An 18,230-nucleotide genomic window follows, 5' to 3' on the forward strand; every position below is an offset into this window, starting at 1 on the left:
TCACAAGCTTCCTATAAGCCTTCGAATAATTTGGGAAACCACCTGTGTGTTTCCTCAACTTGGCAAACCAGCCTTGCTGGCGAGGCCAGATTTCCCCTTTGGACGACCCGGAACTCTCATGATCCAGACGCCTTACTACCTGATCGACAAGACCAAGCTGAAGCGCAACATGGAAAAGGTTGCCTATGTGCGCGAAAAGTCCGGCGCCAAGGCTCTGCTGGCGCTGAAATGCTTTGCCACGTGGTCGGTGTTTGATCTGATGAGCGAATATATGGACGGCACCACGTCGTCATCGCTCAATGAAGTGCGTCTCGGCCATGAAAGATTTGGCGGCGAAACCCATGCCTATAGCGTGGCCTATGCTGATAACGAGATCGACGAAGTTATCAGCCACGCCGACAAGATCATCTTCAATTCGATCGGTCAGCTGGAGCGTTTTGCCGACAAGGCAGCGCATATCAAGCGCGGCTTGCGTCTGAACCCAGGCGTTTCGTCTTCGACCTTTGATCTGGCTGACCCGGCGCGTCCGTTCAGCCGTCTTGGCGAATGGGATGTTGCGAAGGTCGAAAAGGTCATGGACCGCGTGACCGGCTTTATGATCCATAACAATTGCGAAAATTCCGATTTCGGTCTTTTCGACAAGATGCTGACCGATATCGAAGAAAAGTTCGGCTCGCTTCTGCATCGTGTCGAATGGGTCAGCCTTGGCGGCGGCATTCATTTCACCGGTGAGAATTATCCCGTCGATGAATTCTGCGCGCGCCTGAAGGCGTTTTCGGAAAAGTTCGGCGTGCAGGTCTATCTGGAGCCGGGCGAAGCCTCGATCACCAAGACCACGACGCTGGAAGTGACGGTTCTTGACACGCTTTATAACGGCAAGAACCTCGCCATCGTCGATAGCTCGATCGAAGCACATATGCTCGATCTGCTCATCTATCGCGAAAAGGCGAAGATGGCGCCCAACAATGGCGGGCACAGCTATATGGTTTGCGGCAAATCCTGCCTTGCTGGCGATATTTTCGGCGAGTTCACTTTCGACAAGGAGCTCTCCATTGGGGACCGCCTCTCATTTGAAGATGCAGCCGGTTATACCATGGTCAAGAAGAACTGGTTTAATGGCGTGAAGATGCCAGCCATTGCCGTGCGTGAACTTGATGGCACGGTCAAATTAGTCCGCGAATTTGATTATGCGGATTTTGAAGGGTCGCTTTCTTAAAGATCCTTTTGCAGCCCTCAAACTGCAATGAATTCATGTGTTCCGGGTGAGAAGGCAATCGGGACGGTTAACAGATGGCGGGTAACCGCTGGAAGAGGAAGCATCGACAGAAAATGAAGAAGAACGTTCTCATTATCGGCGCCGGGGGCGTGGCACAGGTTGTTGCACATAAATGTGCGCAAAACTCTGACATATTGGGCGATATCCATATTGCGTCCCGCACGGTTGAGAAATGCCGCAAGATTATCGATAGCGTGCATGAAAAGAAGAGCCTCAAGACCGAGGTGAAGCTGGAAGCGCATGCTTTGGACGCGCTGGATATTGAAGCCACCAAGGCTCTGATCCAGAAGACGGGCGTTCAGATCGTCATCAATGTCGGCTCGGCCTTCCTCAATATGTCGGTCCTTCGCGCCTGTATCGATACGGGCGTGGCTTACATGGACACCGCGATCCATGAAGATCCGAAGAAGATCTGCGAAACCCCGCCATGGTATGGCAACTACGAATGGAAGCATCTCAAGGAATGCGAAGAGAAGGGTATCACCGCCATTCTCGGCATTGGCTTTGATCCGGGCGTGGTTAATGCCTATGCACGTCTGGCTGCTGACGACTATCTCGATGAAGTCAAATCCATCGACATCGTTGACATCAATGCCGGTTCGCATGGCCGCTGGTTCTCGACCAACTTCGACCCGGAAATCAACTTCCGCGAATTCACCGGCACGGTCTATTCATGGCAGGGCGGTCAGTGGCAGTCGAATAAGATGTTCGAAGTCGGCCACACCTTTGACCTGCCTGTCGTCGGCCCGAGCAAGGCTTATATGACTGGTCATGATGAAGTGCATTCGCTGTCTAAGAACTACCCGAACGCAGATGTGCGTTTCTGGATGGGCTTTGGCGATCACTATATCAACGTCTTTACGGTGCTGAACAATCTGGGCCTCCTGTCCGAACAGCCGGTCAAGACTGCCGAAGGTCTGGAAGTCGTGCCGCTCAAGGTGGTCAAGGCCGTTCTGCCTGATCCATCGTCGCTGGCACCAGACTATACCGGCAAGACCTGCATTGGTGATTTCGTCAAAGGCACCAAGGACGGCAAGGAGAAGGAAGTCTTCATCTATAACGTTGCCGACCATAAGGACGCTTACAACGAAGTGGGTTCGCAGGGCATTTCCTATACCGCTGGCGTTCCGCCGGTTGCGGCCGCAATCCTGATCGCCTCGGGTGAATGGGATGTGAAGAAGATGGTGAATGTGGAAGAGCTTAATCCAAAGCCGTTCCTCCACATCCTCAACCAGATCGGCCTGCCATCGCGCATCAAGGATGAAGACGGCGACCGCGCACTCGACTTCGCGTAAGCCTCATCTGAATGAGTAAAGAAAACCCCGCCCAATGCCATGCTTTGTGCGGGGTTTTTTATTGGCGCTTTGCTCTGGCTTACTCTGGCATATTTGGCCAAGTATCCGAGAGACGATACCCACTCGGAAACGGATCGCTCGGATCGAGCATGAGCTGCGAAGTTCCCGTCACCCAAGCGCGACCGGAAATGATTGGGCTGATGGCCGGTTTGCCACCAAGCTCCAGAGCCTTGTCCAACCGACAGTGAAACTCTGTGCCCAGCACGGACTTTCCGATAAATTTCTCGCCGACTTTCATCTGGCCTTTTGCATGAAGCACGGCCATGCGCGCCGAGCAGCCAGTGCCGGTCGGGGAACGGTCGAGTTTGGCCGGGCGAATGGCAACGGTGTTCACGCCAGTCAGCACATCGCCGTCGCGCGTCACCGGCTCGGTGATCTGGCAGAAGGAAATGTGGTTCCAGTCTTTTTCAGGATGGCGGAAACCAAGCTGCTCGTTGGCGGCTTTGGTAATCTTCACGCCAATTTCGGCAAGTTCCCGCGCCTGGCCCGGCTCGATCTTCATTCCGATAGAAGCTGCATCGACAATGACGAAACTGTCACCGCCATAAGCCGTGTCGACAATGATCGTGCCAAGGTCTTCAACTTCCAATGAGACATCCAGACGGTCAGCGAAAGATGGAACGTTGCGCACACTGATGCGCTCGGCCTTGCCGTTGCGACATTCGGCTTCCACTTCAATGATTCCGCCCGGCGCCTCCAGCACCATGCGCGTCACGGGTTCCTGCATCGGGATAATGCCGCTATCCAGCAAAACGGTGGAGACGCAGATTGAATTGGACCCGGACATGGGCGGCGTATCGGCTGGCTCCATGATGATGAAACCCATCTGCGCGCGCGGATCTTTTGGTGGCACCAGCAGATTGACATGGCGAAACACACCGCCGCGCGGCTCGTTCAGCACGAAATTGCGCAGGGTCTCGTCGCTGGCGATGAAGCGCGATTGTTCCCACACAGTATCGCCAGGAGGAGGGGCCACGCCACCGACAATGACATCACCGACTTCGCCTTCTGCGTGACAGCCGACAATATGGATGACTTTGGTGCTGCGCATGACGCCTCCTGCAATTAATGCAATCATTCCTATCGGTTAGGGCGTTAGCGTCAATCCTTTATCGGACGGGCAATTGCGCTTTCGCGTCAGAATGAGGATTCCATTCCCCTCAGTGTCAGGAGATGAAAAATCCATTCCGAGATGTGTTGCTTCTTTAAGCAAGTCTGATATCCATTGTGCTCTTATTTTGTGCAAATCGATGCGCAGCCCGCTTGGCTCCGGATCAGTTTCTGGAACATACACAACGTTCCCGTTAGAAATTGAGCAACCCGAAAAGTTGGGGTGTGATCGCTCTCTTGGCGATGGACACCCTTAGCCGGCATGGGACGGTCGATGATCGTATTTCCGCGCCTCTTCTCAGATTGACATGGTCTCTGATGTTCCGGGGCGTGACCTCATTCAAATGGAACATCCGGCGGATTGACGGCCCCGGATGCTTCGGGGAGCGGACAATGGACAGGACAATCGATGCGGGCTTTCGGGGGCCGCATGAATCCGGCACGCAACGCTGGGGCAGGGAGATGGCGGCAGCGTTGAAGCTTGGCTGGCCGCTGATCTTCACCAATCTTTCGCAGGCAGCGCTGACTGCAACCGACGTCATCTTCATCGGCCGTCTTGGAGCGGATACGCTCGCTTCGGCACTGCTGGCGACCAGCTTCTATCATACGCTCATGATCTTCTCGATGGGGCTCGTTTCGGCCGTCATGCCGATGATCGCCATCGCGCTTGGCAAGAACCGTCATTCGGTTCGCGATGTGCGCCGCACGGTGCGACAGGGGCTATGGACGGTCATAATGATCTCGATCCCGGTCTGGATCGTGCTCTGGCATTGCGAGGAGATATTCCTGTTTCTCGGCCAGCGCCCGGATATAGCTGCCCGATCGACGGATTTCATGCACACGCTGCAATGGGCACTGCTGCCTTATCTCGGATATATTGTTCTACGCTCGTTCTTTGCGGCGATGGAAAAGCCGATGTGGACGCTGCTTATTGCGGCCCTTGCCATCGGCTTCAACGCGCTTGCCGGCTGGACGCTGATATTCGGTCACTTCGGTTTCCCGCGCATGGAACTGCACGGCGCCGGTATCGCCACAACAGCGTCAAGCACGATGATGTTCCTCGGGCTTGCATTCATCACGGTGCGTCACCACCGCTTCCGCCGCTATCACCTGTTTGGCCGCTTCTGGCGTCCCGACTGGGCGCGCCTGCGTGAACTGTGGCGCATTGGTATTCCAATGGCGCTGACATTCGTGTTCGAGACTTCGATCTTCTATGCTGCAGTGGTGATGATGGGCCGCATCGGGCCGACGGCCATGGCGGCTCATGCCGTGGCGATCCAGATTGCATCGCTCAGCTTCATGGTGCCACTCGGTTTCGGTCAGGTTGCAACCGTGCGCGTGGGCCGTGCCTATGGCCGCGGCGACCCTCAGGCTGTCGCCTATGCAGGCTGGAGCGCCTATGCGCTCGGCGTCGGTTTCATGGCCGTGATGGGGCTTCTTATGGTTCTCATCCCGCGCGTGTTCATTGGTGTTTTTCTCGATCTGCACGATCCGCAGAACCTGCCAGTGATGGAACTGGCTGTCACATTTCTTGCGCTGGCGGCTCTCTTCCAGATCGTTGACGGTGCACAGGCCGTTGCCGCGGGCATGTTGCGCGGATTGCGCGATACACGCATTCCGATGTTCCTGGCTCTATTCGGCTATTGGGGTGTGGGTTTGCCGTTGGGTGCCTTGCTTGCATTCCAGTTTGAACTGGGTGGGGTCGGTATCTGGCTCGGCCTTGCCGCCGGTCTCGGTATTGTCTCGGTATTGATGACGCTGCGATGGCGCAGGCATCTCGCGCATATCTCGGCGCATCCGGCCTGACAAAAGAAAAAGCCATACGCCCGTCGGGCGTATGGCTTTTTCATCAAAGTTTTGAAGCTTACTTCGTCAGTGCGGTGATGCGGTCAAGCGCTGCGCCGAAGCCCTTCAGCGAAACCTTGAAGGCGACCGGCTGGCTTGGGCTCAGGGCTGTCGTGGTGACGTTGATATTGGTGCCAGCCTTGAGAGCTGCAACCTGCTTTGCTTCGAAGCTGACCGGCGCCAGGCAACCCTGCGGCAGGCAGGTAGAGAAAGCGAGGTTCGGTCCGGCAACTTCGTCGATCTTGAGAGCTGCGCCCTTGGCAAGATCAAGGCCAAATGGCATCAGCAGAACACCTTCGACCTTACCTTCCACATTGCGCAATTCCGCGGTCAGAACGCGCTGGCCGGTCTGCGTGCTGCTCTGGTCCTGACGCATCACACAGATGCTTGTTTCCTTCTGGCTCTGACAGGAAACGGTCCAGTCTTGGTAAGTCTCCTGAAGGGTGCTAGCTCCACCTGGAAGTGGAGCCGCAAAGGCCGAAGCGCCGGAAATGGTTGCAAGCGTGAATGCAAGACCGATTACGCGATAGCTTTTCATAAAAAGATTCTCTCTGAAATTAATGAGCCCCAGAACCGTATACTCGGACGCACTGTCCAAGAAAACATTATTGAACATAAAATATTCGTGTCTTCAACTATAAATTATTGTTTATATTTCAGTTATATAAGAAAAGAATAATATATTATTGGTTGTGCAAGCGTCTTTTTCTTGGGGCAAGGTTTTGCTGATTGTCCCCTTTTCCTCATCAAGCCGGAACTCTAAAGTCGCCTGGGAAAAGTCGGCTCGTTGTGCCGGGAGGAGAAGTCGTGACGCTACGCTATCAGATCGTTGCACTGGCGATTGTGCCCCTTATCGTGGCTATTCTGACGGTCACGGCCTTCATTACCTGGCAGTCGGCAAATCTTGTGCAGAGCAGTATCGCGACCTTCGAGAAGAATATGCTGAAGGCCAAGGAGACTGAGCTTCTCAATCTTACCAACCTGGCGCTTTCTTCCATCCAGCAGATTTACGACGATGCAGGCCCCGACGATACCGCTGCCATGGAAAAGGTGCGGAAGATTCTGACCTCGCTCGATTATGGTCGCGACGGCTACTTCTTTGTCTATGACTATGACGGCAACAATGTCGTCCATCCTCGCCAGACATTTCGGCCCGGCCATAACTGGCTCGATCTTGTTGATCCTGATGGAGATCGCGTTATTGCCAATCTGATTGACAAGGCGAAGGAAGGTGGAGGACTGCACCAGTATAAATGGGAAAAGCCGTCAAGCGGCGAAATGGCGGACAAGCTCTCCTTCGCTGTTGGACTGAGCAAATGGAAGTGGATGCTCGGAACTGGCGTCTATCTTGACGATGTCTATGCGCAGACTGCTGCCGCCAACGCCGATTTCCGGGCCAATATCCGAACGACATTCCTGATCGTCAGTCTGATCGCCGTGCCAGCTGTGATGCTCGTCTTCGCGACCTGTATGCTGCTCAATCTGCGCGAGCGACGTATGGCTGATAACAAGCTGAAGGAGCTGGCGCAGCGCATCATCGATACGCAGGAGGAGGAACGGGCACGTCTGGCGCGTGAACTGCATGACGGCATTTCCCAAAATCTCGTCGGCGTTCGCTATGCCATCGATTTAGCAAGCCGTCAGGTGCGCATGGACAGCGGAGGCGCGCCGCTTGCGATCGAGAAGGCATCGGATGCGCTCAATGGTGCAATCAAGGAGGTGCGGCGGCTTTCGCATGATCTGCGTCCGCGCATTCTGGACGATCTTGGCCTGACCGTTGCGCTCAAGGCTTTGTGCGAACATTTTTCGGAGCGGACCGGCATTGAAACGCAGCTCGAAGCAAGCGGACTAAACGAGACGCTGAAGCCGGAGGCAAGCACGGCGCTTTATCGCGTCGTGCAGGAAGCGCTCACCAATGTCGAGCGCCATTCCGGGGCAAGCCAGGTGAACATCCGCCTCTGGGGTTCCGGCGGCAAGGTGACGATGACAGTCGCCGATGACGGCAATGGTTTTACCGCGCGTGATCTGAAAGATCAGCTTTCAGGGCTTGGCTTGCGAAATATGCAGGAGCGGATGGCGCATTTCGGCGGTGTGCTCTTGGTTGAAACCGGCGCAGATGGTACGCAGCTCACCGCGCGCTTGCCGAAATCGGCAACAGAGAGAAAGCGGGAACCGGAAGTCGCATGACGAATGAATGCAAGATTCGCGTATTGCTCGTGGATAATCATCCGCTGGTTCTGGATGGTTTGCGAGCTGTACTCGAAACCTATGACGATATCGATATTGCAGGCGCGGCTTCCAATGCGCGGGCTGCACTGGAACTGGCGCTGACCGTTAATCCCGATGTGGTTTTGATGGATATCAACATGCCACTTCTCAACGGTATCGACGCTATCGAACTGTTCAAGAAACAATTGCCGGGCATTCGCATCCTCATGCTGTCCATGCACGACAGCCGCGAATATATCTCGACCTCCATCATGCGCGGAGCTTCCGGCTATGTGTTGAAGGATGTGTCCACCACTGAAATCGTCGCCGCCATTCATGCGGTCGCTTCGGGTGGAACTTATTTCTCTTCCGGTGTTTCGGAAGCGCTGCTCGACAGCGGCGACAGGAAATCGGAAGGGCTGTCGGTCCGCGAAAACGATGTTCTGGTGCTGGTGGCCGAAGGTGGAAGCAACCGCGAAATTGCAATCAGGCTCGGCATTTCGGAGGCGACGGTCGAAACTCATCGCAAGAATATCAAGAAGAAACTCGGAATAGCCAGCACTGCCGGGCTTACGCGCTACGTCATCGAGAACCGGTTGCGCCTGTCTTCGCAATAGCTGTCCTCGCAATAGCGGATATTCCGTTCGTCTCCCGATATTGCCTTACCCACTAATGGGTAGGTCTCCGTTTCTTAGAACTTTCGTCAACTTGCGGCATGGATTCGCCGGTCCTATCATTCGCTCCAAAACCGCTTGAGGAGGCGGAACAGGAGGGGAGGAGCGATGTCAGTCTTGCTGGCGTTGTCGCGTGCTATCGACGCGGCCAATAATTTCATCGGAAAATCCGTATCGTAGCTGATCCTGGTGGCAGTGCTCATCAGTGCTATCAATGCCGTCTCGCGCAAGCTGTTCAATGTCAGCTCGAATGCGTGGCTGGAAGCGCAATGGTATCTGTTCTCGGCGGTCTTTCTTATCGCCGCCGGATATACGCTTCTGCATAGCGAGCATGTGAAGGTTGATCTTCTCTACAGCCGTTATTCGCGGCGAACCCAGCTATTGGTCGAGATTTTCGGCACGCTCTTTTTCCTCCTGCCTTTCTGCCTCATCACCATTTACCTCTCCTGGCCCATCGTGGAAGCCAAGATCGCCAGCGGTGAAACCTCCAACAATACGGGTGGGCTGGTTCTCTGGCCGGTCTGGGTGTTGATCCCCATCGGTTTCGGGCTGCTCGCATTGCAAGGCATTTCCGAACTCATCAAGCGCATCGCCATCCTTCAAGGGCGCATACCGGACACGGTCGCCCTTGAAGATGCGGAAGCCCAGACGCTCTGAGGGGAACGGATATGATTGCTTTTATTGCGGAAAATCTCGCTCCGTTGATGTTTCTGTCGCTGGTGGTCGTGCTGTTGCTCGGCTACCCGGTGGCTTTTGCGCTGGCCTTCGTCGGTTTTGCCTTCGGCTTCGTCGGCATCGAAATGGGGCTTCTGCCTGTCAACCTGTTCGGCGCGATACCGGATCGCATCTTCGGGCAGATGTCGAATGAAACGCTGCTCGCTATTCCATTCTTCACCTTCATGGGGTTGATACTGGAGCGAAGCGGCATGGCGGAAGAACTGCTCGATACGATCGGGCAGCTTTTCGGTCCCGTGCGTGGCGGGCTGGCTTTTGCGGTGATCATCGTCGGCGCGCTTCTTGCGGCCACGACCGGCGTTGTCGCTGCCTCGGTGATTTCGATGGGACTGATTTCGCTCCCGATCATGTTGCGCTACGGCTATGATCGCAAAGTGGCGAGCGGCACGATTGCAGCATCCGGCACGCTGGCACAGATCATTCCACCAAGCCTCGTCCTGATCGTGCTTGCCGATCAACTGGGCCGTTCGGTTGGCGATATGTACAAGGGCGCGCTGGTTCCCGGTCTTCTGCTGGTTGGCTTCTACTGTGCCTTTATCATCGGCATGTCGATTTTCCGGCCTGATACGGTCCCGGCTCTGCCGCCGCATGCCCGTACATTGAAGGGCTGGAAACTGGCGCAGAAAGTGGTGATCTCGCTCGTGCCGCCGCTTGTGCTGATCTTCCTTGTTCTCGGAACGATCTTCATCGGCGTTGCAACGCCTACGGAAGGTGGCGCGATGGGGGCGGTCGGCGCTCTGCTTCTCGCTATCATCAATCGCCGCCTCAACATGACGATGCTGACGTCGGCGCTTTACGCCACGGCAAAACTGTCGTCCTTCGTCATTTTCATTCTGCTGGGCGCGCGCGTGTTTTCGCTCACCTTCTATGGCGTCAACGGTCACATCTGGGTCGAACACCTGATGACGTCCATCCCCGGCGGTGAAGTCGGCTTCCTGATTGTCGCCAATCTTCTGGTGTTCTTTCTGGCCTTCTTCCTCGATTATTTCGAGCTGGCCTTCATCATCATCCCGCTTCTGGCGCCGGTGGCCGACAGCCTTGGCATTGATCTGGTCTGGTTCGGCGTCATGCTGGCGGTCAATATGCAGACATCGTTCATGCATCCGCCTTTCGGCTTCTCGCTCTTCTATCTGCGTTCGGTCGCTCCATCCCGACCCTATAAGGACAAGGTCACAGGCGCGACTATCCAGCCGGTGACGTCGGGGCAAATCTACATGGGATCGATCCCGTTCCTTTTGATCCAGCTTGTCATGGTCGGCATCATCATCAGCTTCCCGGGCATCGTCACCCACTACAAGAGCGGCCATCCGCAGGCCGATCCGGCATCGATCCAGATCAATGTGCCAATGCCAGATGCTGGCGGCGGCAATCCGTTCGGCGCAGCACCCGCACCTTTCGGAGCGCCTTCGCCGTCAACTGAGCCTCTGCCCGCGCCGTCTTTCGGTTCTCCGCAGCCGAGCTTCGGACAGGACAAAGACCAACAGCAAAAACCTGCGCAATGAGGGGAAAACGAGCATTGCGTAGATTCTGATAAACCAGAACAATCTTAGGAGGAGACACATGACACAGGATTTGAGCCGTCGCACATTTCTGACGAAGGGTGCCGCAATCGGCGCTGCCGCTGCCACAAGTGGAGCGGCACTCGCAACACCGGCAATCGCGCAGGAGTTGCCGACGCTGCGCTGGCGCCTGACTTCGGGCTTCCCGAACAATCTGGATACGATCTACGGCGGTGCGGTCTATATGGCCAATGCCGTTTCAAAGATGACAGAAGGCAAGTTCCAGATTCAGGTATTCCAGGCCGGCGAAATCGTGCCTGGCCCACAGGCCATCGATGCGGTTCAGGCCAACACGGTCGAAATGGCGCATACGTGCGGCTATTATTTCACTGGCAAGAACCCGGCTTTCGCCATCGGGACGGCTATTCCCTTCGGCATGAACACACGCCTGCAGAATGCCTGGCTCTATCATGGCGGTGGCAACGAGCTTTATAATGCGTTCCTTGCCGATTATGGCATTGTCGGTATCGTCGGCGGCAACACGGCGGCCCAGATGGGCGGCTGGTATCGCAAGGAAATCAAAAGCCTTGCGGATCTGAAGGGCCTGAAGATGCGTATCGCGGGCGTGGCTGGCGAGGTCATGTCGCGCCTCGGCGTCGTTCCGCAACAGCTTCCGGGCGGCGACATCTATCCGTCGCTGGAGCGCGGCACGATCGATGCGGCCGAATGGGTCGGTCCTTATGATGACGAGAAGCTCGGCTTCTACCAGATCGCGCCATATTATTATTACCCGGCCTTCTGGGAAGGCGGCGCTTCGGTACACTTCTTCATCAACAAGCAGCAATATGAAAGCCTGCCGGAGCCATACAAGGTTGCGCTGAATACGGCTGCCGAAGCTGCGACCCAGAACATGATCTCGCTTTATGACGTGAAAAACACCGCTGCGATTCGTTCGCTGGTGTCGAAGGGCGTGAAGCTTCAACCGCTTCCGCGAGACGTTCTGGATGCCGCCTACAAGGTCGCGTTCGAACTCTACGCCGAATACAACGAGAAAAATCCGGCATGGGCGAAAATCTACCCGAGCTGGAAAAAATTCCGTGACGAGGGCTTCGAATGGTTCCGCGTCGCTGAATATACCTATGACAGCTACGTCTATGCGCAGCAGGCTGCAGGCAGGTAGCCATCGACTGACATAGTCGCGAAACGCTTGTGAAACGGGGCCTTCGGGCCCCGTTTTCGTTTATTGTATTTAAGGCGAAAGTGGTTTTGTAGTTAGAAATTGCTAGTGTTAATATACTTGAAATTTTATTTGATTTATATTTTATGAGTTATTTATTGTTATAAAGTAAAGATGTTTATAATTAGTGTCATAATGGACACATGTTCCTTTTCAACTTCATATAGTTCTTAAAATTGGAATTGATGTATTTGTAGAATTCATTCTATCAGGCCTCGTCTGAAAAATTTCTGGAGGCAATGAAATGAAGATCAAGAGCTTGTTGTTCGGTTCGGCTGCAGCACTGGTTGCAACCACTGGAGCATATGCTGCGGATACCGTTGTGGCACCGGAGCCTGAATCTGTTGAGTATGTTCGCGTTTGCGACGCCTATGGTGCGGGATATTTCTATATTCCGGGCACCGAAACCTGCCTTCGCGTATCCGGCTATGTCCGTTACGACGCTGCTGGCGGTGACAATGTCTACGGTCGCGGTTTCGTTGATCGTGACGGTAGCGTCGATACGCGCCGCAATTCCTGGGATAACAAGGCTCGCTTCACACTGCGCCTCTCCACGGCGTCGGAAACCGATCTTGGCACTCTGAAGACCTTTGCCGAAACCCGTTATGATTGGGGCAATGGTGTTGAAGGTGCCTCCGGTTCGCTGCGTTTTGCCTATATCCAGCTTGGCGGTCTCCGCGTCGGTCTCGATGAATCGGCCTTCGTTACCTTCCCGGGCTATCTCGGCGATGTCATCAACGATGACGTGATTCTCGCTGGCGGCTATCGCACCGGCTTGATCAGCTACACCTTCACCGGTGGCAACGGCTTCTCCGCCATTCTGTCGCTCGAACAGGGCAACAATGATGATACGGATAGCGCATACGGCTATGATGGCGTCATCAAGGACTACACGCCGCACGTTGTCGGTGGCCTGAAGTATGAAGGCGGCTGGGGCAAGATCGCAGGCGTCGCTGCTTATGACGCCCGCAACGAAGAGTGGGCCGGTAAGGTTCGCGCTGACGTGAACATTACGGACCGCTTCTCGGTCTGGGCGATGGGTGGTTACAAGTCCAATAAGGACCAGTACATCATGCAGACCGATGGCAATGGCCATGATATCGGTCAGGTTCGTGCGATCAGCAGCTTCTACGGTACCTGGGGCGGCGATTGGGCTGTCTGGGGCGGCGCAGCATTCAAGGCTACCGACAAGGCAGTCTTCAATGCGCAGCTTGCTTATGACGGCACGAACACTTTCGCAGCTACTGCCAACGTAGCGTATGAAATGGTTCCGGGCTTCACGGTCACGCCGGAAGTTTCCTACACCAAATGGAGCGACAGCAAGTCCTATCTCAACGGCAAGGATGCCGTTCAGGGTATGATCCGCTTCCAGCGCTCGTTCTAATGCTTAACCGGGAGGCCGACATCGGCCTCCCGGTCTGCATTCAAAAGTATATTGAACCGTTCATCTTGGTGTGACGGTCATGAGTTCAATAAAATTTCTAATACTTTGATATTTAATTGAAGAAATATTCTTGAATTTTCGAATGAAATAACAAGTAACCAAGTGCTGATATAACAAAAATGTAATTTGCATTCTGGTGTGCTTGTACTATTTTAAAAGAACCATTCGATAGCGTAGAAGGACTGCGCTGTTTACAAATCTGATCTCCAGTCGGAAGAGTGGTACGGCGAGCTTCGGCTCGCCGTTTTTGTTTCCGTCCTATCGTTCTGCACATATGAAAAAGGCCGGATTGATCCGGCCTTTTCGTTGCGTGAATGCATCGCAGAATATGAACTGCTCTCCTTTATCGGGAAAACTTCATATGCCGGTTGACGTCCTTGTAGAGCAGATAGCGGAACTTGCCGGGGCCGCCTGCGTAACAGGCCTGCGGGCAGAAGGCGCGCAGCCACATGAAGTCGCCGGCTTCCACTTCCACCCAGTCCTGATTGAGCCGGTAGACGGCCTTGCCTTCCAACACATAGAGGCCGTGTTCCATGACGTGGGTCTCGGCAAAAGGAATGACGCCGCCGGGTTCCAGGGTCACGATGGTGACGTGCATGTCGTGGCGCAGGTCATTCGGATCGACGAAGCGGGTCGTCGCCCAGGCGCCGTTGGTGTCCGGCATCGGATTGGGCGCGATATCCTTTTCGTTGAGGAATAGCGGTTCGGGAACATCGAGACCGTCGACATATTCATAAGCCTTGCGCACCCAATGGAAGCGGGCCGTCGTCGCGCCGTTGTTGCGAAGTGTCCAGCCGCTTTTCGGCGGCAGATAAGCGTAGCCGCCTTCGGTCAGCGTGTGCGTTTTACCAGCTACGGTGACGGCGATTTCGCCCTCGACCACGAACAGCACGCCTTCCGCGCTTTCATCCAGTTCGGCACGGTCGCTGCCGCCGCCCGGCTGCACTTCCATGATGTATTGCGAGAAGGTCTCGGCGAAGCCGGAGAGGGGGCGGGCAATCACCCAGAGCCGTGTCTTGTCCCAGAAGGGCAGGAAGCTCGTCACGATATCGCTGAACGTGCCCTTGGGGATCACCGCATAGGCTTCGGTGAACATAGCGCGATCGGTGAGGAGCTGGGTCTGCGGCGGCAATCCGCCAGTCGGTGCATAATAGCTGCGATTGTTCTTGTCGTTGCCCATGTGGGGAATTCCTTATGTGAGAAGCTGGCACTCACGGCGAGTTCTGGAAAACCTGTCGTGAGATCATGGAATGAATGCGCCCGGAAGTCGACCTTCCGGGCTGCAAGGATCAGTAGAGCGCTTCCGGCAGAATATCCTTGAGGCGCAGGAGGGCGATGCGCTCCACCTGAGCGCAAGCCGTTTCAAATTCCGTATCGCGGTCATTGGAAACGCGGCGCTGGAAAGCGTCGAGGATTTCCTTTTTGTTGCGTCCCTTCACGGCGATGATGAACGGAAAGCCGAACTTCGCCGTATAGGCGTCGTTCAATTCGGTGAATGTCTGCTTTTCCGCATCAGTCAGCGCATCGAGACCCGCACCAGCCTGTTCGGCGGTCGATTCCGCTGTCAGCCGCTTGGCCTGTGCGAGCTTGCCAGCAAGATCCGGGTGCGCCTTCAACACGGCAAGCCGCTCATCTGCCGAGGCGGCGCGGAATGCCTTCGTCATCGCGGCAGCAAGACCGGATGCGGTATCTTCCTCCAGGCTGAAACCCGCATCATATGCGCGTTCGGCAATCCATGGCGAATGCTCGAAAATGCTGCCATAACGTGCGACGAACGCATCCCTGCTGGCTTTCGAAGGCACGACGTCGGCGGTAACGGGCTTGTAGTTTTCGTGCCAGTGGCGGGCAATGTCGACGCGCTTGGCGACCCATACCTTGTCATGGCTTTGCACATAGTCGAGGAACCGTTCGAGCGCGGCCACACGGCCGGGGCGACCGACAAGGCGGCAATGCAGGCCAATGGACATCATCTTCGGTGCGCCTTCCGCGCCTTCGCGATAGAGCACGTCGAACGTGTCCTTCAGATAGGTGTAGAACTGATCGCCGGAATTGAAACCCTGCGGCGTCGCAAAACGCATATCATTGGCGTCGAGTGTGTAGGGCACGATCAGGTGCGGTCCCTTCGGACCTTCAACCCAATAAGGCAACTCGTCGGCATAGGAATCGGCGGAATAGAGAAAGCCACCTTCTTCCATCACCAGTTTCAGCGTGTTGTCGGAAGGCTTGCCCTGATAGATGCCGAGCGGTCGCGAGCCGGTAAGTTCCGTATGAAGGCGTACCGCATCGCGGATATGCTCGCGTTCGATCTCTTCGGGAACGTCCTTATATTCCCACCAGCGCAATCCGTGGCTGGCGATTTCCCAGTCAGCCTCTTTCATGGCGGCAACGGCTTCGGGATTGCGCGCCATGGCGAGTGTCACGCCATAGACGGTGACTGGCATGTTGCGGCGGGTGAAGGCGCGCCACAAGCGCCAGAAGCCGGATCGCGCGCCATATTCGTAGATGGATTCCATATTCAGGTTGCGCTGGCCCTGCCAGGGCTGCGCGCCGACAATCTCGGACAGAAGGCATTCGGAGGCCGCGTCACCGTCGAGAATGCTGCATTCGCCGCCTTCCTCATAGTTGACGACGAATTGAACTGCGATATTGGCTCCTCCCGGCCAGCGCGGATCTGGCGTGTTGCGTCCATAGCCGACGAGATTGCGCGGATATTTCATTGCGGGTCTTCCCTCGTTTTCGTTCGTTTTATCCATGATAATAAAGATTTATCGCTATTATTCCCCTCCAAAAATTTGAAAGACATCCAACGATAACCATCTTTCAGAATGAGGAGGATCGCGAAATACTAAATGCTGGGAACATGGTGTGGTTTGCGGCCCCCACAGCCGATGGCGACGTTGGGCTCAAATAAACCACCGGAAATCAAAAGCTTGTAACATTTTCCAATCTATTTGATGAGAGAATCAGCAAGCTGCAGGAGTGTAAATGGGTCAGGAAAACAGCGGTAATGGCCGGTTGACGACGCATGTCCTCGACACGGTAAGCGGCAAGCCGGCGGCAAATCTGCGCATCGAATTGCGTCGCGTCGAGAATCAGCAGGCCGAACCAATCCGGGAAATTCGCACCAACGACGATGGCCGCTGCAGCGAGCCGCTGCTGGCGGGCGAGAATTTGCGGGCCGGTTCCTACGAGCTTCTGTTCCATGTCGGCGAATATTTCGGCAAGACAGATGATGTCGTACCGTTCCTCGATGTCGTCCCTCTGCGCTTTGGCATTTCCGATGAAAAAGCGCATTATCATGTACCGCTTCTCGTTTCGCCGTTTTCCTATTCCACCTATCGCGGGAGCTAAGCGCCATGAACCAGTCTGTGCACCAGTCTGTGCGACACACGATCCGCTTTCTTCTGAACGGTGAAAAGGTTGAACTCGACCGCGTTTCCCCGACCGAAACGTTGCTCGATTATCTGCGGCTGTCCGCCAAGCTGCGCGGCACCAAGGAAGGTTGCGGCGAAGGCGATTGCGGTGCGTGCACGGTGCTGGTCGGCAAGATTTCCGACGGCAAGCTCGTTTACGAAAGCGTCAATGCCTGCATCCGCTTCATGGGTTCGCTGGATGGCTGCCATGTCGTGACGATCGAGCATCTGCGCGGCGCCGATGGCGATCTGCATCCGGTGCAGAAGGCAATGATCGAGTTTCATGGCTCGCAATGCGGCTTTTGCACGCCGGGCTTCGTCATGTCACTCTACGCTCTGTGGATGCGCGAACCGAAGCCCGCCGATGCACAGATCGAAAAGGCATTACAAGGTAATCTTTGCCGCTGCACGGGCTATGAGGCGATCATGCGCGCTGCCCGCATCATTTCCGACTACGGTACGGTCATGGAAGACCCGCTTGCTGCTGAGCGCGCCCATGTTCTTGAACAGCTGACGGCCATGCGCGATGGCGTTCGGGTGGAAGTGGGTGAAGGCAAGGACCGGTTGATTGTGCCCGGTGATCTCGATGATTTCGCCACCATCCTGGCGGCAGAGCCGAAGGCGACCATCGTTGCCGGTTCTACCGATGTGGGCTTGTGGGTCACCAAGATGATGCGTGACATTTCCCCGGTCGTCTTCATCGGTCATCTGGAGGAACTGCGCTCCGTCCGTGAGGAAAATGGTGTCGTTACCATCGGCGCAGGTGTCACCTACACGGAAGCATTCGGATTTCTTGCCAAGCGCATTCCGCAGCTCGGCCAGCTCATCAACCGCATTGGCGGTGAGCAGGTGCGCAATATGGGAACTATCGGCGGCAATATCGCCAATGGTTCGCCGATTGGTGACACGCCGCCGCCGCTGATCGCGCTCAATGCAAAACTGACGCTGCGCAAAGGGGCGGAACGCCGCACTATACCGCTGGAAGAGTTCTTCATCGCTTATGGCAAGCAGGATCGCCAGCCCGGCGAGTTTGTCGAAGCCGTGCATGTACCGGTTCCGGCAGAAGGCAGCCATTTTGCCATTTACAAAGTGTCGAAGCGTTACGAGGAAGACATTACGGCGACGCTCGGCGCTTTCCATCTGACGCTCGACGCGGCAGGCAATGTGGAAACGGTCCGCATCGCTTATGGCGGTATGGCCGCAACGCCGAAGCGCGCCAGCACGGTGGAAGCCGCACTGACGGCCAAGCCCTGGACCGAGGCTACGGTTGAAGCTGCATTGGAAGCCTATGCACAAGACTATACGCCCTTGAGCGATATGCGCGCGACAGCGGATTACCGGCTGCTCGCGGCGCGCAATCTGTTGCGGCGTTTCTTCGCCGAAACGGAAGGCAGTTACGTGCCGCTGCGTGCGGCTGAAATCGCGGCGGCGTGA

At 55.6% G+C, this 18,230-nt stretch carries 14 protein-coding genes and 1 pseudogene; 11 read left to right on the forward strand and 4 right to left on the reverse strand.

Features of this window, described 5'->3' with window-relative positions; genetic code table 11:
- Positions 1-118 precede the first annotated feature (118 nt).
- Together nspC and ABDF71_RS03485 are read left to right on the forward strand one after the other, a co-directional pair.
- Complete coding sequence (gene nspC, locus ABDF71_RS03480) at positions 119-1,216, forward strand: carboxynorspermidine decarboxylase (RefSeq protein WP_010658260.1); 1,098 nt, start codon at positions 119-121, stop codon at positions 1,214-1,216.
- Between the two features lie 113 nt (positions 1,217-1,329).
- Positions 1,330-2,571, forward strand: coding sequence for a saccharopine dehydrogenase family protein (locus tag ABDF71_RS03485; RefSeq protein WP_010658261.1), 1,242 nt, complete (start codon positions 1,330-1,332; stop codon positions 2,569-2,571).
- A 79-nt stretch (positions 2,572-2,650) separates the two neighbouring features.
- Here the strand turns inward: ABDF71_RS03485 and ABDF71_RS03490 are convergent, their stop codons facing one another.
- On the reverse strand, positions 2,651-3,682 hold the full coding sequence (locus tag ABDF71_RS03490; protein ID WP_151615017.1) for a trans-3-hydroxy-L-proline dehydratase: 1,032 nt from the start codon (positions 3,680-3,682) through the stop codon (positions 2,651-2,653).
- A gap of 452 nt (positions 3,683-4,134) precedes the next feature.
- Here ABDF71_RS03490 and ABDF71_RS03495 point away from each other — a divergent pair, with 452 nt between their 5' ends.
- Complete coding sequence (locus ABDF71_RS03495) at positions 4,135-5,547, forward strand: MATE family efflux transporter (RefSeq protein WP_010658263.1); 1,413 nt, start codon at positions 4,135-4,137, stop codon at positions 5,545-5,547.
- 58 nt (positions 5,548-5,605) lie between these two features.
- Here the strand turns inward: ABDF71_RS03495 and ABDF71_RS03500 are convergent, their stop codons facing one another.
- Positions 5,606-6,124: an invasion associated locus B family protein gene (locus ABDF71_RS03500; RefSeq protein ID WP_010658264.1), complete on the reverse strand. Its 519-nt coding sequence runs from the start codon at positions 6,122-6,124 to the stop codon at positions 5,606-5,608.
- A 269-nt stretch (positions 6,125-6,393) separates the two neighbouring features.
- Between ABDF71_RS03500 and mctS the strand changes: the two genes are divergently transcribed.
- From mctS to ABDF71_RS03530, 6 genes and pseudogenes are all read left to right on the forward strand, one after another.
- Entirely contained in the window at positions 6,394-7,773 is a 1,380-nt protein-coding gene (gene mctS / locus ABDF71_RS03505; protein ID WP_500061061.1) for a two-component system sensor histidine kinase MctS, read from the forward strand.
- A complete protein-coding gene (mctR, locus tag ABDF71_RS03510) occupies positions 7,770-8,411 on the forward strand; it encodes a two-component system response regulator MctR (RefSeq protein ID WP_010658266.1) in 642 nt (213 codons plus the stop codon). The genes mctS and mctR overlap by 4 nt, the downstream gene beginning before the upstream one ends.
- 165 nt (positions 8,412-8,576) lie before the next feature.
- Positions 8,577-9,125 (forward strand): annotated as a pseudogene (locus ABDF71_RS03515) (TRAP transporter small permease subunit).
- A gap of 11 nt (positions 9,126-9,136) precedes the next feature.
- Positions 9,137-10,705: a TRAP transporter large permease gene (locus ABDF71_RS03520; protein WP_010658268.1), complete on the forward strand. Its 1,569-nt coding sequence runs from the start codon at positions 9,137-9,139 to the stop codon at positions 10,703-10,705.
- 58 nt (positions 10,706-10,763) lie between these two features.
- The gene (locus tag ABDF71_RS03525) at positions 10,764-11,882 is read left to right on the forward strand and encodes a TRAP transporter substrate-binding protein (protein ID WP_029925687.1); all 1,119 of its coding nucleotides are present in this window, start codon (positions 10,764-10,766) and stop codon (positions 11,880-11,882) included.
- Between the two features lie 301 nt (positions 11,883-12,183).
- Entirely contained in the window at positions 12,184-13,323 is a 1,140-nt protein-coding gene (locus ABDF71_RS03530) for a porin (RefSeq protein WP_010658270.1), read from the forward strand.
- Between the two features lie 403 nt (positions 13,324-13,726).
- Here ABDF71_RS03530 and ABDF71_RS03535 read toward each other — a convergent pair whose 3' ends face one another.
- Positions 13,727-14,563, reverse strand: coding sequence for a bifunctional allantoicase/(S)-ureidoglycine aminohydrolase (locus ABDF71_RS03535; protein WP_010658271.1), 837 nt, complete (start codon positions 14,561-14,563; stop codon positions 13,727-13,729).
- Positions 14,564-14,672: 109 nt separating this feature from the next.
- Complete coding sequence (gene puuE / locus ABDF71_RS03540; protein ID WP_151609736.1) at positions 14,673-16,100, reverse strand: allantoinase PuuE; 1,428 nt, start codon at positions 16,098-16,100, stop codon at positions 14,673-14,675.
- A gap of 268 nt (positions 16,101-16,368) precedes the next feature.
- On the opposite strand from puuE, the gene uraH reads away from it, so the two are divergent.
- Together uraH and xdhA are read left to right on the forward strand one after the other, a co-directional pair.
- Positions 16,369-16,734, forward strand: a complete 366-nt coding sequence (uraH, locus tag ABDF71_RS03545) for a hydroxyisourate hydrolase (RefSeq protein ID WP_010658273.1) — start codon at positions 16,369-16,371, stop codon at positions 16,732-16,734.
- A 17-nt stretch (positions 16,735-16,751) separates the two neighbouring features.
- Positions 16,752-18,230 (forward strand): xanthine dehydrogenase small subunit, encoded by a 1,479-nt coding sequence (xdhA, locus tag ABDF71_RS03550; protein ID WP_182505873.1) that lies wholly within the window; start codon positions 16,752-16,754, stop codon positions 18,228-18,230.

The organism is Ochrobactrum sp. WV_118_8 (genome assembly GCF_039631535.1).
In the GTDB taxonomy this organism is placed as follows: Bacteria; Pseudomonadota; Alphaproteobacteria; order Rhizobiales; family Rhizobiaceae; genus Brucella; species Brucella anthropi.